The 15,996-nt window shown below is 64.2% G+C and carries 10 protein-coding genes; 7 read left to right on the top strand and 3 right to left on the bottom strand.

The annotated features are described in order from the left end of the window. Nucleotides 1-86 precede the first annotated feature (86 nt). Entirely contained in the window at nt 87-2,276 is a 2,190-nt protein-coding gene (locus tag B9N43_RS16320; RefSeq protein ID WP_186453876.1) for a TonB-dependent receptor, read from the top strand. A gap of 60 nt (nt 2,277-2,336) precedes the next feature. Continuing rightward, nucleotides 2,337-3,203: an alpha/beta fold hydrolase gene (locus tag B9N43_RS16315; protein ID WP_186453875.1), complete on the top strand. Its 867-nt coding sequence runs from the start codon at nt 2,337-2,339 to the stop codon at nt 3,201-3,203. 112 nt (nt 3,204-3,315) lie between these two features. On the opposite strand, the gene B9N43_RS16310 is transcribed toward B9N43_RS16315, so the two are convergent. Beyond that, entirely contained in the window at nt 3,316-4,239 is a 924-nt protein-coding gene (locus B9N43_RS16310) for a tyrosine-protein phosphatase (protein ID WP_145843258.1), read from the bottom strand. 158 nt (nt 4,240-4,397) lie between these two features. On the opposite strand from B9N43_RS16310, the gene B9N43_RS16305 reads away from it, so the two are divergent. Together B9N43_RS16305 and B9N43_RS16300 are read left to right on the top strand one after the other, a co-directional pair. Continuing rightward, nucleotides 4,398-6,596, top strand: a complete 2,199-nt coding sequence (locus tag B9N43_RS16305; RefSeq protein WP_145843257.1) for a TonB-dependent receptor — start codon at nt 4,398-4,400, stop codon at nt 6,594-6,596. A gap of 15 nt (nt 6,597-6,611) precedes the next feature. Beyond that, nucleotides 6,612-7,646 carry a metallophosphoesterase family protein gene (locus B9N43_RS16300; protein ID WP_145843256.1) on the top strand — a complete coding sequence of 345 codons (1,035 nt, stop codon included), beginning with the start codon at nt 6,612-6,614 and terminating at the stop codon, nt 7,644-7,646. Nucleotides 7,647-7,722: 76 nt separating this feature from the next. Here B9N43_RS16300 and B9N43_RS16295 read toward each other — a convergent pair whose 3' ends face one another. Beyond that, complete coding sequence (locus B9N43_RS16295) at nt 7,723-8,385, bottom strand: TetR/AcrR family transcriptional regulator (protein WP_186453874.1); 663 nt, start codon at nt 8,383-8,385, stop codon at nt 7,723-7,725. Nucleotides 8,386-8,677: 292 nt separating this feature from the next. Further along, nucleotides 8,678-9,703: an AraC family transcriptional regulator gene (locus tag B9N43_RS16290; protein ID WP_222428760.1), complete on the bottom strand. Its 1,026-nt coding sequence runs from the start codon at nt 9,701-9,703 to the stop codon at nt 8,678-8,680. A gap of 156 nt (nt 9,704-9,859) precedes the next feature. On the opposite strand from B9N43_RS16290, the gene icmF reads away from it, so the two are divergent. The 3 genes from icmF (at nt 9,860) to B9N43_RS16275 (ending at nt 15,915) form a co-directional block, all read left to right on the top strand. Continuing rightward, complete coding sequence (gene icmF / locus B9N43_RS16285; protein WP_145843252.1) at nt 9,860-13,153, top strand: fused isobutyryl-CoA mutase/GTPase IcmF; 3,294 nt, start codon at nt 9,860-9,862, stop codon at nt 13,151-13,153. Between the two features lie 259 nt (nt 13,154-13,412). Next, the gene (locus B9N43_RS16280) at nt 13,413-15,203 is read left to right on the top strand and encodes an acyl-CoA dehydrogenase (RefSeq protein WP_145843251.1); all 1,791 of its coding nucleotides are present in this window, start codon (nt 13,413-13,415) and stop codon (nt 15,201-15,203) included. 316 nt (nt 15,204-15,519) lie between these two features. Further along, on the top strand, nt 15,520-15,915 hold the full coding sequence (locus B9N43_RS16275) for a sel1 repeat family protein (RefSeq protein ID WP_145843250.1): 396 nt from the start codon (nt 15,520-15,522) through the stop codon (nt 15,913-15,915). Nucleotides 15,916-15,996 lie beyond the last annotated feature (81 nt).

The following is a 15,996-nucleotide window of genomic DNA, read 5'->3' as shown; positions in this document are numbered from 1 at the left end:
CGTATACCCCCATGAGCGATCGCTCACCGCGCTGGCGCCGTTCCCGGCGCCAGCGCGGCAGGGATAACGACAAGAGGAGATATGTGATGCTTATCGAGACATCCGGCCCGAGACATCCGGCCGCCCGGTTCCGCCCCGCCCGATTCCACCAATTGACCCTGGTCACGACGCTGGCCGCGGCGCTTGCCGGCATGGGCGTCACGGCCCATGCGCAAAGCGCGGGCGCGAAAAAGGCGGCGGACAGTTCAGGCGCCGCGCCGATGGCGCTGGAAGAAGTCATCGTCACCGCCGAAAAGCGGGAACAGTCGCTGCAGAAGGTGCCCATCGCGGTCTCCGCGATCTCCTCGCGGGAACTGGAAACCCTGCGCATCTCCAACGTGATGGACATGTCCAACAAGGTGCCGTCGGTCAACCTCGTGCCCTTCACCGGCAACCGCTCGACACCCAATCTGTTCATCCGCGGCATGGGCAACCTGGACACCCAGACCACCAAGGACGGCGCCACCGGCATCTATGTGGATGGCGTGCTGATCAGCCGCGGCACCGGCGTGGCGGCGGACATCGCCGATCTGGAGCGCGTCGAGGTGCTGCGCGGACCGCAGGGCACCCTATATGGACGCAACACCACGGCGGGCGCGATCAACTTCATCAGCCGCAAGCCGGAAAAGGACTTCTCCTTCGAGCAGCAGCTCACCACCGGCAGCTACGATCTGTTCACCTCCCGCACCAAGGTCAACATCCCGCTTGCCGAAAACCTGTACGCCCGCTTCGCCTACATGCGCTCGTCCAATGACGGCTGGGTCAGGAACAACAATTCCACCCTGCCCAATCAGGCCGACTTCAACCAGGACAAGAAAGAGGCGATGAAGCTGGCGGTCCGCCTCAAGGCGACCGACCGGCTGACCGTGGATTACACGCTGGACAGCTCCAAGCTGGAGGACTACGGCAACCTGTATTACCAGATCGTCCAACCCAACGGCCGGCAACTCGAAGCCGCGGCGGTGAAGGGGCTGCTCCCCAGCAATGCGAAGAACTCGGGTCACAACCTGACCTTGACCTGGGATCTGGACTGGGCGGTCCTGAAATCCATCACCGCCTACCGCAAGCTCGACAGCGACGCGTTCCAGAACTACGCGGACATCTTCACCCAGACGCGCCTGGAAAAGCAGGACCAGACCTCGCAGGAATTCCAGCTGGTGGGCGATGCCTTCGGCCAGCGCCTGAAGTACGTCGCGGGCCTCTTCTTCTTCAAGGAAAACAGCGACGAGTCCTCGTCCTCGGTCTATAACCCGACCCTGTCCGACACCTGGGCGGTGAAGGCGTCCTCGCGCTCCAAGGCCATCTACGGCCAGGCCACCTGGAAGCCGCCGGTGCTGCAGGATCGCCTGCAACTGACCCTGGGCCTGCGCCACACCAGCGACGACCGGGAAGCGACCAAGACCTTCGTCGCCAGCAATTTCTCGCCCGCCACCAATGGCATGGTGGTGCCCGCCGACAAGCACTTCAGCAAACTCAACCCGAGCCTGACCGCCGACTACGCATTCACCGACGACATCAGCGGCTATGCCAAGATCGCCACCGGTTACCGCGCCGGCGGCTTCAACGTGCGCAGCACCGTCGTCGGCTTCGGCGAGGGCTTCAACATGGAGAACGTGCGCGCCTACGAGATCGGCATGAAGTCCGACCTGTTCGACAAGCGCATGCGCCTGAACCTGGCGGCCTTTTCCAACCGGTATTCCAATCTCCAGGTCGACCAGGCACGCACCCCGCCGATCTTCACCGACACGCTCAACGCCGGCAAGGCCGAGATCAAGGGCGTCGAAGTGGAGCTGAGCGCGCTGCTGGCCGAGGGCCTGATGGCGAACCTCTTCTTCGCCACCCTGGACGGGAAGTACAAGTCCTACATGGACAACGGCGTGGAACTGGCCAGCCAGCGCCACATGCCCTTCACGCCCAAGAACCAGGGCGGGGTCGGCCTGCAATACACCTCCGGCATGACGCCTTACGGCAGGCTGATCGCCAACCTCGACTACAAGTGGCAGGACCACTGGTTCTCCGGACCGATCGCCAACACCCTGACGCCGGGCTACGGCGTCTGGAACGCCCGCATCCAGCTGGCGAACATCCGGGCCGCCCAGGGCATGGTGCGGGTGGCGCTGTGGTCGAAGAACCTGACCGACCGCAAGTACCGCATCGCCACCACCAACCTGGGCCTGATTTCCACCCAGTATGGCGAGCCGCGCATGAACGGCGTGGACCTGATCTACGAGTATTGATCGACAAGGAACCGGCCGTCTCGCGGCGGCCGGCCCGAGGGATTGCACATGACACGGACGATGACTGAGCCGCACGGCCGCCACTTCGATTCGCAACGATTGCGGCTGCATTATGCCGACTGGGGCAACGCCGACGCACCGCTCGTGCTGATGGTCCATGGCGGCTACGACCACTGCCGCAGTTGGGACTGGATGGCCGCCGGGCTGCGCGCCGACTGGCGGGTGATCGCGCCCGACCTGCGCGGCCACGGCGATTCCGACTGGGACACGGGCGGAGCGTACCTGCTGCTCAATCACGTGTATGACCTCGCCCGCCTCGTCGATCATCTGCAAGCGGAAAAGGTCAGGATCGTCGGCCACTCCTTCGGCGGCTTCATCTCGCTGCTGTACGCCGCGCTGTTTCCGGAACGCACGGAACGCGCGCTGGTCATCGACCCCTTCATCCATTACACGCCGCGACGCCTGCGCGCCCAGCACACGGACGCCCCGGCAGAGGTGGCGCGGGAATGGTTCGAGCGCGCGGGCAGGGCGGAAAAACGCGGCACGCGCCCATACCCGAACGAGGAAGAGGCCATGGCCCGCCTCGCCGTCGAGCATCCGCACCTGTCGGCCGATCAAGTGCGGCATCTGACGGTCCATGGCCTGAAGCGGAAAGAAGGCGGCCTGTACTGGAAATACGACCCCTACCTGGCGGCCATGCCGCCGCAATTCCTCTCCGGCCCCGAAACCACGGCCCTGTGGCCGAACGTCACCTGCCCCGTGCTGTTTCTGCGCGGCGACGCTTGCGGAGAACACTCCGACCCGCAACGCAACGGCGCCCTGGACCTGTTTCCAGACGCCCGCTCGATCACGATTCCAGGCGCCGGACACTGGGTGCATCACAACCAGCTGGAACGCGTCCTGGAGGAGGCCCGGCGCTTTCTTTAGGAAGCGCGGAACAAGTCCGTTCGTACTGAGCCCTTCGTCAAGCTCAGCCCGAACGGGTCATGACTTGTTCAGCGTGTCCTGTAGGTGCGGGCCAGTCGGAATCAGCGTGCCCTCAGGAAGAGCGCATCCCGTCGAGATAGCGTTCCCGCAGTTTTTCCCGGAATGCCGGATCGACCCCCAGCCCTTTGACCAGGTAGTTGTCGATCGATCCGTAATCGGCGTTGATCGTGTCGAACGCCGCCTGTAGATAGCGTTTTTCGACGCCCATGATGAAGCGGATGCCGTCCGTGTCGGCGCGGAACAGCGAGAAGACTTTCAGCTTGAGAACGGACCGCTCGTTCTTGTCTCTCAGGTAATCGTTCGAAGCCAGGTAATCCTGCATCACCGTATCCATCGGCACGCCAAGGCTGAGCAGGAAAACCGCCGCGGCGAAGCCGGTGCGGTCCTTCCCGGACGTGCAATGGATGACCTGCGCGCCCTCGGGGGCATTCGCAAGACCATGCAGCCATTCCCTGAATACCGGCGTGAAATCCCTGACGAATTGGCGGTTGATGTCGACCAGCATGTCGTTGAGTTTCATGTCGGCCGTATCGCCGCGCATCAGCCGCTCGACGAACTTGCGGTCCCCTTTCAGCTCCGCGACCGGCATCGGCATGCTCACATACCGTGCGGCAAGGGGCGCCGGCAGCCGGTCCGGCGCGTCCTTGACCTCCAGCGGACCGCGGAAATCGACGATTCTCTGGATGTTCAACCGTTCGAGGTACGCCTCGTCGCCATCGGTCAGCTCATTGAGCGCGTCGGTTCGATACAGCATTCCCCACTTCACCGACAGGCCATCGGCCGTTCTGTAACCGCCGAGATCGCGAAAATTCGGCGCGCCCTCGACGGGCAGATGACGAAACTTGAAACGCTCCGCGGAAGGCAATTGACTCGTCACGGGTCGCTGATCCGCGGGCAGCGAGGCCGGATTCCTGTCGCACGCGACGACGGCGACGGAAAGAAACGCCACAAGAGACAGAGAACGGACGAAACGCATGTGCCAGCTCCAGAGAGTTCATTTCAAACGCGCTGATTTTACAGAAAAATTACATCACTTGACCAACCTACTAACTAGTAGGTAGTCTACTTGCGTGGCTCGGCGATCAAAGACGGCCGCTATCGTTGGCAGGCAATAAAACAACAGGAGGAGAGGATATGTCACGCAAAAAAATCGCATCGGCGATCTGCCTGATGCTCGGAGAAGCGGTGGTCGCCAACAGCGTCGCCGCGAAACAGCCGGAACAATTGGAAGAGATCATCGTGACCGCTGAAAAGCGGGCCGAGTCCCTTCAGAAAACCAACATTTCCATCGTTGCCCTGACCGAGGACAGCCTGGAAATCAGAGGCATCAGCGGTCTCACCGACCTGCGCTCCCAGGTGCCCAACCTGCAACTGACCCCCCATCCCAACAGCGCGGGCACCGCACTGCTCTACATCCGCGGCATCGGTCTCACCGATGACCAGATCACGCAGGACCCCAGTGTCGCAATGTACGTAGATGGCATCTATGTCGCCCGGAGCCAGGGGTTGGCGAGCAGCGTGGCAGAACTGGAGCGGGTGGAGGTATTGCGTGGTCCTCAAGGCACGCTGTACGGCCGCAACGCCACGGGTGGAGCGGTCAACTTCATTTCCAAGGCCCCCAGTACCGGCGAATGGCGATTCAAGCAGCAAATTTCCTTTGGCAACCGAGATCGTTTCGACGCGCGCACTTCCGTGAACGTGCCGATCGGCGAAGACTTCGCGGTACGCATCGGCTACTTGAAGGAAAAAGAAAATGGATTCATCAAGAATCTCGGCACCGGCGTTGCCCGCTATGGCGATAAAGACCGCGAGGCCTGGCGCATCGACGCACTGTGGAAAGCCAGCAACACGGTGACGGTGCGCTACGCCTATGACGAGACCAACATCAACGACACGCCCTTCTATGCTGCCCCGGCGACCCTCTTTCCCAAAATAACCGACCGGCCTACAGCCGGCGGCGCCCTGGCACGCAACGTTCTCCCCAACGACGTGAAGTCTTCCGGCCACAGCCTGACCGTCACCTGGGACGTGGGCCCGAGGATGCAAATCAAATCCCTGACCGGCTATCGGAAACTGGACAATTTCCAGAACCAGATCTTCTACGCCAACCCGGTCACGCTGGGCAACTATCCTCTGCTGCAGAATGCCGGCCGCACTCACCAGGAACAGCTCAGCGAAGAGCTTCAGTTCCTGGGGAGTTCCGCCGACGATCGTTGGAAATATGTTGCCGGTATCTACTACTTCTGGGAAAAAGGGGATGCGAACGCAATCACGCAGACGATTCGCAACCCGGTCAACAGCGTAACCGCCAGCCTGCAGAATCAGCAGATCCACAATGAATCGACGGCCCTGTTCGGTCAGGCCACGTGGACGCCCGACGTACTTGACAACCGCCTGCACTTGACCGTTGGCGGCCGCTGGAGCAGCGACAGCCGCTCGGCAAGCAAGTACCAGGCATCTCAGACCATTCTTCCGGTGCGCGGCGCAATCGTGCCCGATCCCACGGCGCCGGGCGGCGTGGCAAACGGAGACAAGGATTTCCGGAACTTCAGTCCCAGCTTTGTCGCTGCCTATGACATCAATGACACCACGAATGTCTACGGCAAGGTGGTGAGGGGCTACAAGAGCGGTGGCTACAACGTTCGGGCACCGAGCCCCGCGGCGTTCGCCCAGGGATTCAGCGAGGAAACCCTGGAGAGCACCGAACTGGGTCTCAAGACCCAGATGTTCAACAATAAATTGCGCCTGAATTCGGCTCTGTTCCAGGCAAAGTATGACGATATCCAGGTGAACGTACAGGCCGATCCACTGAACCCGGCGATCACCAACATCTTCAACGCCGGCAAGGCCACCATCCGCGGCCTGGAACTGGAAGCCACGGCGTTGTTGACCCGGGGACTCGTGATCAATGCCAACTACGCCTATCTTTACGCCAACTACGACAAGGTGGTGAGCCCCGCAACCGGCAAGGATGTATCGAGCACTTTCCGTTTCCCCAATGCCCCGGGTCACGCAGCGAATGTCGACATCACCTACGAGTTGCCGCGTATTCCGGTCGGTCTCCTGACGGCCAACCTGAACTATTCGTGGCAAGGCCAGAAGTTTTCGCAAACCAGTGTCGCCACATCGCAGTACATCATTGGCGACTACAGTCTGCTGAACGCACGCCTGAGTCTCTCTGAAATGCCGGGACTCAAAGGGGTGCGCCTGGCCGTGTGGGGCAAGAACCTGGCGGATACCAAGTACTATGTCGGCCACTTCAACGCGGGCGCCCCCACGGCGGTGTTCGGTGCGCCACGCTCTTACGGCATCGACATGATCTACGAGTTCTGACGGGAGGGGCGACGCATGCGCTGCATCAACAACCCGCACTGGCGATGGCTGACCATTGCATTGCTGGTCGTGACTGCCACGGGCTGCGTCAGCCCCGCACCGTCACCGCTGGATGCCACCATTCCTCAGACTGCCAGGCCGATCCAGGCAGACCCTCAGGAATTCCACTTCGCCATGGTCGGTGACCGCACCGCCGGTCACCGGGTTGGCGTTTTTGAGCAGGCCATGGCCCAGCTCAATCTGCTGCGACCCGAGTTCGTCATCAACGTTGGCGACCTGATCGAGGGCTATAGCGAAGACCAGGCGACCATCAATGCCCAGTGGGACGAGATCGAAGAGTTCACCCAACGATTGGGCATGAAATTCTTCTACGTGCCCGGCAACCACGACATCAGCAACGATCTACAACGCAGGGAGTGGAACCGGCGTTTCGGCAAGGACCACTACCACTTCGTTTACAAGAACGTGCTGTTCGTCGTCCTCAACACCGAAGACCCGCCGCCGCCAAAATCCAACAAGCGGGCCTTGCTGTCCGAATATGGCGGCGCGGCCATGGGCAAGGTCATGCAGGCCCTGCAGGCGAACCCCGATGCGGACTTTCCCGACGATCCAAAGTTGATGGAACTTGCGCGGAAGGTTCGCAGTGCGGACGCGGTCAACATCAGTCCGCGGCAGGTTGAATCGGTGCGGCAGACGCTGGCGCGGAACAAGGACGTGCGCTGGACGGTGTTCCTCATGCATCGTCCGGGGTGGCGCTACCAATCCGGGGAGTTCCGCCAGATCGAGCGGATGACGGCCGATCGTCCCTACTCGATGTTCGCCGGCCATTTCCACAAATATGCCTACGAACAACGCAACGGCCGCGATTACATCACCCTCGGCACCACGGGCGGATCGCAACCGACCGGCAGTGTTGATCATTTGATGTGGGTGACCATGACCTCCAACGGCCCCGAGATCGCCAACATCCTGCAAAGCGGTCTATCGGACCGCAAGAGGCTCGCAGTCGACGTCACCAAGCCGGAGCCGGTAGATATGAGCCGGCACTGAGCCGGTACCAAGCCTGCATCGAGTGCGCTTCAGATTGAAGCGATCGAAGCTGCCGGTACCAACACCGGCAGCTTTTTCATTTCCCGGGCGGCGTCAGCAAGGCCCGGGCCGCGCGATGGACCATCGCTCGAAAGGCGGCCATCCGGGCCGGATCGTCGGGATGATATGAGCGAACGGGCCCCAGATGCGGCGCGATGCAGACGTATTGAAGAATGCTGCCGCCCAACAGGCAAATCAGGTCGCTGGCATTGCACTCGATGAACTCGCCCTGTTCGATGCCGGATCGGATGATGCGTTCGAAATGCAGGATGATGGGTCCGGCGAACTGGATCGGATCATTGATGCGCGGGGTGATGTCCGCCGTTATCCGCAGAATGATGCGGGCCCCGGTCGGGCGCCCGGTCCAGAATTCGAGCCACACGTCGATCAAGGTCAGAAGCTGTTCCCAGGGCGTCTTGCAGTCGCGCAGTTTCTGCTCCGCATAGGCTTCAAGCTCGCGAAAGATATCCGCCTCGACCTGATCGTAAAGTTCCTGCTTGGTGGGGAAGTGATACAGCAGCGAAGCACGACGAATGCCCACCGCATCCGCCACGTGGTCGAGACGCGCGGTGGAGAAACCATACTCGGCAAAGACCTTCTCCGCAGCCTTGAGCAAAGCGGCCTTGGTCGCCTCGCCGCTCCCCGGCCGTCGATCGCGTGAAGCGGAAAGCGCGCTTTTCTGTCTGGTTTTCAGAGGCACTGTATTTTCCTGAAACGATGGAGGAAACGCATTTGAAACCGCGACCATTTCGAATTTGTGATTTTACTGGCAGCACTATGATGAAAATGGCTAAGACACCCATTTCGTTGCCTTCAGCGTGAAAAACGAGCTTTTCCGCCGGGCCGCTATTTCCCACGATGGGGAAAAGCGGCACGCGGCGCCAGCCGCATCCTATCGGTGCCGCCCACAAAGCTCCCCCAAACACCCGAGCGCAGCGAGCAAATGAGAACCCCCCGGAGGGGGGCGAAGGGGGGAGAGCCAGTAGTCTCGCCTACCGGTTTTCCATCCGATACCCCCGCGGGCTGCTGCCGGTCCAGGCGCTGAAGGCCCGGTAGAAGGCGGCGCCGTCGGCGAAGCCCAGATCGGCGGCGATCTGTTGCAGGGGGCGCTCGCTCTTGGTCAGCCATTCGATGGCCAGTTCCTGGCGCAGGCCGTCGCGGATGGCGCGGAAGCTGGTGCCCTCGGCTTCCAGCCGGCGATGCAGGGTGCGCGGCGAGACGAACATCGCCCGGGCCAGGTCCGGCAGGCTGCGGTTCTCCGGCAAGGCGGCCTTGAGCGCGTCGCGCACCCGTTGCGCATACACCCGGTCGCCCCGATACAGGGTGGTGATGCTGGCCGGCGCTTCCTTCAGATAAGCCCTCAGCGCGGCCTCGTCCCGGCGCAGGGGCAGGGCCAGGCAGGCGCGGGAGAAGCGGGCCTGGAGCATCGCGCCGACGCCATCGCCGAAGTTACCCTGGTCACCCTGGTCGCCCTGGTCACCGAGGTCGCCGAATTCGCAATGGGGCGCGAAGATCCGCGCATAGTCGGCGGCGTGCGCCGGGCGCGCGTAGGGGAAGCGCACCGCGTCCAGCGCCAGCGGCTGCGCCGTGAGCCAGGCGGCCAGGTCGTGCAGCAGGCGCAGCAGCCATTCGAAGGCGAAAATCCGCCCCGCCGCGTCCACCGGCAGCGGGTTCACCTGCCGGATCGTCAGCACCGCGGCGTCCCGCTCCACGGTCAGGGCGACGGCCAGATCGTCGAGCAGCAGTTCCAGGTAGCGGCCGGCCCGTTGCAGCGCCTCTTGCAGATCGGCGGCGGAAATCACCGCGCGGCAGAGAAACTCGAAAGCGCCCGGTTTCAAGGGACGGGAGAACAGCGCGAAGCCCTCGTCCGCCAGCGCCGCGCTGACGCCGCGGTACAAGGCCGCGTAACGGGAAAGGGCCACCCGCGCCTTGGGATTCGCCATCTGTGATTTGGCAATTCCTACAGTGTGCAGAAAGCCATCCGGGCTTTGGCCATGACGCTCAAGCCCAGATAGCATCCCGGTTACGAATCCAATGCTGACGGTTGGGTGTGAATCGATACTCATGATTTTGTCAATTCTTGCATAGTTTTCGTCCGCTTGCGCCATGGCGCCGCCGGCCCCGTTTCCCTAACATGAGGAACATTCCCTCACTCCCGTCCCGGATTCGTCGCCATGACCTCCTCTTCCGCCGACAAATGCGCGCCCTACAAACCCCGCCACAAGGTGCGCATCGTCACCGCCGCGTCCCTGTTCGACGGCCATGACGCCTCCATCAACATCATGCGCCGGATCCTGCAATCGTCCGGCGCCGAGGTGATCCACCTGGGCCACAACCGTTCCGTCGAGGAAGTGGTGAATGCCGCCTTGCAGGAAGACGTGCAGGGCATTGCCGTGTCGTCCTACCAGGGCGGGCACGTGGAGTATTTCAAATACATGATCGACCTGCTGCGGAGCCGCGGCGGCGAGAACATCCAGGTCTTCGGCGGCGGCGGCGGCGTGATCGTGCCGGCCGAGATACGCGAACTGCACGACTACGGCGTGACCCGCATCTACTCCATCGAGGACGGCCAGCGGCTGGGCCTGCAAGGCATGATCAACCACATGCTGGAATGCTGCGACCGCGACCCGGCCGACCTGCTGCCGCCGGCGCCGCGCGATCTCGCCGCGCTCGATGCGGCCCTCGGCGCGACCGACGCGGCGGCCCGGACGCGGGCCCTGTCGCGTGTCGTCACCGCGCTGGAAAACGGCGCCTGGTCCGAGGAGCAGACGGCGGCGCTGCGGGCGCGGGCCGCCGCCCTGACGGTGCCCACGCTGGGCATCACCGGCACCGGCGGCGCCGGCAAGTCCAGCCTCACCGACGAACTGATCCGCCGCGCCCGCATCGACCAAGACGACGCGCTGAGGATCGCGGTGATCTCCATCGATCCCTCGCGCAAGCGCACCGGCGGCGCGCTGCTGGGCGACCGCATCCGCATGAACGCCATCGAGCACCCCAGCGTCTTCATGCGCTCCCTGGCGACGCGGGATACGGGCAGCGAAATCTCCACCGCGCTGCCCGAGGTGATCGCCGCCTGCAAGGTGGCGGGCTTCGACCTGGTGATCGTGGAAACCTCCGGCATCGGCCAGGGCGACACCGCCATCGTGCCCCACGTCGACACCTCGCTCTACGTGATGACGCCGGAGTTCGGCGCCGCCTCGCAACTGGAGAAGATCGACATGCTCGACTTCGCCGACTGCGTCGCCATCAACAAATTCGACCGGCGCGGCGCCGCCGACGCCCTGCGCGACGTGCGCAAGCAATACCAGCGCAACCGTGAGCAGTTCGACCGGGCGCCCGACGAAATGCCGGTCTTCGGCACCATGGCGAGCCGCTTCAACGACGACGGCGTCACCGCCCTGTATCAGGCGCTGCTGCCGCGGCTGACGGCGCAGGGTCTGAAGCTCCCCGTCGTTCCCGGCCGGCTGCCGCCGGTCGCGGTGCGGCATTCCTCGCTGGGCCGGGCGATCGTCCCCGCCGAGCGCGTCCGCTACCTGGCCGAGATCGCCGACGCGCTGCGCGGCTACCATCGGCACCTCCAGCAACAGTCCGTGATCGCCCGTGAACGCCAGGCGCTGCGCATCACCCGGCGGCTGTTGACGCAGGACGGCAAGCCCGCCGAGGGCCTGGACGAACTGCTGGCGAACAAGGAACAGGAACTCACTCCCCACAGCCGCAAGCTCCTGGCCCAGTGGCCGGACCTGGTGCAGTCCTATGCCGGCGACGAATACGTGGTGAAGATCCGCGACCAGGAAATCCGCACCGGCCTGATCAATGAATCCCTTTCCGGCACCAAGGTGCGCAAGGTGGCGCTGCCGCGCTACGAGGACGAGGGCGAAATCCTCAAGTTCCTCAAGCGCGAGAACGTGCCCGGCAGCTTCCCGTTCACCGCCGGCGTGTTCGCCTTCAAGCGCGAGGGCGAGGACCCGACCCGCATGTTCGCCGGCGAGGGCGACGCCTTCCGCACCAACCGCCGCTTCAAGAAAGTGTCCGAGGGCATGCCGGCCCACCGCCTGTCCACCGCCTTCGACTCGGTGACCCTCTACGGCTGCGACCCGGACCTGCGCCCCGACATCTACGGCAAGATCGGCAACGCCGGCGTCTCCATCGCCACCCTGGACGACATGAAGGTGCTGTATTCCGGCTTCGACCTGTGCGCACCCAGCACCTCGGTCTCGATGACCATCAACGGCCCGGCGCCGATGGTCCTGGCGATGTTCTTCAACACCGCCATCGACCAGCAGTTCGACAAATTCAAGACGGACAACGGCCGCGAACCCTCCGACGACGAGATCGCCAAGATCCGCGAATGGACGCTCTCCAACGTGCGCGGCACGGTGCAGGCCGACATCCTGAAGGAAGACCAGGGCCAGAACACCTGCATCTTCTCCACCGAGTTCGCGCTGAAGATGATGGGCGACATCCAGGAATTCTTCGTCCACAACCAGGTGCGCAACTTCTACTCGGTCTCGATCTCCGGCTATCACATCGCCGAAGCCGGGGCCAATCCGATCAGCCAGCTCGCCTTCACTCTCGCCAACGGCTTCACCTACGTCGAGAGCTACCTGGCGCGCGGCATGCACATCGACGACTTCGCCCCCAACCTCTCCTTCTTCTTCTCCAACGGCATGGACCCCGAATATTCGGTGATCGGCCGCGTCGCGCGCCGCATCTGGGCCGTGGCGATGAAGAACAAGTACGGCGCCAACGAGCGCAGCCAGAAACTCAAGTACCACATCCAGACCTCGGGCCGCTCGCTGCACGCGCAGGAGATGGACTTCAACGACATCCGCACCACGCTGCAGGCGCTGATCGCCCTCTACGACAACTGCAACAGCCTGCACACCAACGCCTACGACGAGGCGATCACCACCCCGACCGAGGAATCGGTGCGCCGCGCCATGGCGATCCAACTGATCATCAACCGCGAATGGGGCGTCTCCAAGAACGAGAACCCCAACCAGGGCGCCTTCATCATCGAGGAACTGACCGACCTGGTGGAAGAGGCCGTGCTCAAGGAATTCGAGGCCATCGCCGCCCGCGGCGGCGTGCTGGGCGCGATGGAAACCGGCTACCAGCGCGGCAAGATCCAGGAGGAGTCGCTGTATTACGAGCACCGGAAGCACGACGGCTCCTATCCGATCATCGGCGTGAACACCTTCCTCAACCCCCACGGCAAGGCCGTGCCCGACCAGATCGAACTGGCCCGCTCCACCGAGGAGGAAAAGCAGTCGCAGCTCGCCCGCCTGGCCGATTTCCAGACCCGCAACGCCGGCGATTCCGCCCGCTGGCTGCAAACGCTCAAGGACACGGTGATCGCCGACGGCAACGTCTTCACGGTGATGATGGATGCCGTGCGCCACTGCTCGCTGGGCCAAATCTCCCGCACGCTCTACGAAGTGGGCGGACAATATCGGCGCAACGCCTGAAACCGCGCCTATTGATATGGCACTCATGGTCTTGAAAACCCCGTTCGGGCTGAGATTCTGTGGTTCAGGTCAAGCCCCGTAGGTCGGGTTAGCCCGCAGGGCGTAACCCGACAGACAGCCGTTGCAGACACCGATGTCGGGTTACGCTACGCTAACCCGACCTACGGGACTTCAAGTACATCTCTGCCGGCTCAATAAAACCACGCCTGAAACCGCGGCGACCGATTTCGCGGCCCTTCGCTTTCGAAAGGTTCTTCACATGAACACCTACACCGCCCCCCTCAAGGACATCCGTTTCGTCCTCAACGAACTGGCCGACCTGCGTGGCATCTCCACGCTGCCCGACTGCGAGGAGGCGACGCCGGAGGTGGTGGACGCCATCCTGGAGGAAGCCGCGCGCTTCGCCGGCGGCGTGCTGGCGCCGCTCAACCACAGCGGCGACGTGGAAGGCTCGCGCTGGCAGGACAAGCGGGTGATCCCGCCCGCCGGCTTCGCCGCGGCCTATCGCGAGTTCGCCGCCAACGGCTGGTCCGCCCTGCCCTGCAAGCCCGACCACGGCGGCCAGGGCCTGCCGCGGCTGGTGGCGGCGGCCGTTTCGGAAATGTGGAAATCGGCCAACCACGCCTTCTCGCTGTGCCCGATGCTGACGCTGGGCGCCATCGAGGCCCTGGAACTGTGCGGCACCCCGGCGCAGAAGGCCACCTACCTGCCGAAGATGGTGAGCGGCGAATGGACCGGCACCATGAACCTCACCGAGCCCCAGGCCGGCTCCGACCTGGCGGCCATCCGCACCCGCGCCGTGCCGCAGGGCGACGGCACCTATCGCCTGTTCGGCCAGAAGATCTTCATCACCTGGGGCGAGCACGACATGACCGACAACATCGTGCACCTGGTGCTGGCCCGCACCCCCGACGCGCCGGAAGGCGTGAAGGGCATCTCGCTCTTCGTCGTGCCCAAATACCTGGTCGATGCCGACGGCGGCCTGGGCGCGCGCAACGACGTGTATTGCGTCTCGATCGAGGAAAAGCTCGGCATCCACGCCAGCCCCACCTGCGTGATGGCCTACGGCGACAACGGCGGCGCCGTCGGCACCCTGGTCGGCCAGGAGAACGAGGGCCTGAAATACATGTTCATCATGATGAACGCGGCCCGCTTCGCCGTCGGCCTGGAGGGCCTGGCCAACGCCGAGAGCGCCTACCAGAAGGCCCGCGCCTACGCCCGCGAACGCGTCCAGAGCCGCGCCATCGAAGGCTCGCCGGCGCCGGTCGCCATCGTCCACCACCCCGACGTGCGCCGCATGCTGATGACCATGAAAGCGCAGGTGGAAGCCATGCGCGCCCTGGCCTACCCGGTCGCCGCCGCCGCCGACCGCGCCCAGCGCCATCCGGACCCGGAAGAGCGGCGGCGCCAGCAGGCCCTCGTCGAACTGATGACCCCGGTGGTGAAAGGCTGGCTGACGGAAACCGGCATCGAAGTCGCCTCGCTGGGCATGCAGATCCACGGCGGCATGGGCTACATCGAGGAAACCGGCGCCGCCCAATATCTGCGCGACGCCCGCATCACCACCATCTACGAGGGCACCACCGGCATCCAGGCCAATGACCTGATCGGCCGCAAGATCGTCCGCAACGGCGGCGCCGCGGTGAAGGCCCTGATGGCCGAAATGCAGGCCACGCGGATCGAGGCGGCGCGCCAGCAGGACAACGGCTTCGCCACGATCGCCCACCAGTTGGGCCGGGGCATCGCCGCGCTGGAGCAGGCGGTGGATTACATCGTCGGCAACAGCACCCAGGACATCCGCGCCGTGGCCGCCGGCGCGGTGCCCTGCCTGAAACTGATGGGCATCGTCTGCGGCGGCTGGATGCTGGCCCGCGCCGCGCTCGCCGCCCAGGCCCGCATCGACGGCGGCAGCAGCGACGCCTTCCACCCGGCCAAGATCACCACCGCCCGCTTCTTCGCCGAACACCTGCTGCCCCAGGCCCCGGCCCTGGCCGAAACCATCGTCAGCGGCGGCGCCAGCGTCCTGGCGTTGCCGGAGGAGATGTTCTGAGCGCCGGTCGCCGGCAGGCGTCGGCGTCTAATCCAATCGGCTCAATTCCGCGCGGCCCCCGCCCGCGATAATTCATATCGGCGTGCAAGACTTCCTTCCATAGCGCGATGCGTCACTGATTGCCGCGGAAGGCGTTTCCAGCCCCGGTAGCCGGTAGCCACGTTCCGGCTCCATCCCCGGCGCAGCGCGGCGACGCAAAGCGACAGGGCTGATGGACGGCGCCGTCCGACGCTTGCCGACTGCCGCGATCGCCCAGGCGGACCCGGCAACGTCGTCTCCCATGGACGGCACTCGTCACCCGACAGGGGGTGCCGCCATGAAACTCGCGCAAAGCCGTCGATTCCTGTGGACGCCGCTGCTGGTGTCCGCGTCCCTCACGCTGGCCGCCGCGCCCGGCGTCCGCAATCCGTCGTGGAACACCAACGGCGATGGCGGCCCGGTCGACGTCGATGCCGCCAACCAGCTCCGCGCGGCGAACGCCGCCTATGCCAGCGGCGACTATCCCAAGGCGCTGAAGCTGTTCCGCAACATCGCCGTGCTGGGCGTGCCCGAGGCCCACTTCCGCCTCGGCATCATGTATGCACGGGGGTTGGGCACCCGCCAAAGCAGCCGCCAGGCGGAATACTGGCTGGCGCTGGCGGTACGGGCGAACTACCCGGGGGCGGCCGATGCGCTGGCGGCCCTGAGCGCGCCCCCCGAGGGCGAGCCCTGAAAACGTTCCCCGAGGATTGTTGAGACCGACGCCATCCTTGCGGCCGGGCGCGTCAGGGATCATCATGGCGCCCTTTTCGAT

It is taken from the genome of Denitratisoma sp. DHT3 (genome assembly GCF_007833355.1).
Lineage (GTDB): Bacteria > Pseudomonadota > Gammaproteobacteria > Burkholderiales > Rhodocyclaceae > Denitratisoma.
This window is presented reverse-complemented; position numbering and strand designations above follow the sequence as displayed.